Below are 304 nucleotides of genomic sequence, written 5' to 3'. Positions count from 1 at the left end.
CTCAAGATGATTTGGCTAAAAAGGTGAATGTCAGGCGAGAGACGATCGTGTTTTTGGAGAAAAACAAGTATAATCCATCCCTACGCCTAGCTTATGATTTGGCAAAGGTTTTTGGAGTGGCGATTGAGGAGTTGTTCAGTTTTGAAGATGAGAAGTAATTGACGGCTGGAGTTTTTTTTTCTGAAACGAAAAAGCCGACCATCTTGATCTGGCCGGCTTTCGGGGGTGAACAAACACTTTTCCCTATCCTTTTTTTGCTTAAATTCTTATTGATCATCTAAACTCATAATCCACTCCACTCACC

General features: G+C 40.8%; 1 protein-coding gene. It reads left to right on the top strand.

What is annotated here, in order from left to right; all coding sequences use genetic code 11:
- Window positions 1–11 precede the first annotated feature (11 nt).
- Entirely contained in the window at window positions 12–158 is a 147-nt protein-coding gene (locus ACNKXV_RS14085) for a helix-turn-helix transcriptional regulator (protein WP_470269857.1), read from the top strand.
- The last annotated feature ends 146 nt before the right edge of the window (window positions 159–304 follow it).

Origin of the sequence: Christiangramia aquimixticola (assembly GCF_048285835.1) — a bacterium.
In the GTDB taxonomy this organism is placed as follows: domain Bacteria; phylum Bacteroidota; class Bacteroidia; order Flavobacteriales; family Flavobacteriaceae; genus Christiangramia; species Christiangramia aquimixticola.
The sequence above is the reverse complement of the archived record's forward strand: the minus strand, read 5'-3'. Positions and strand labels throughout refer to the sequence as shown.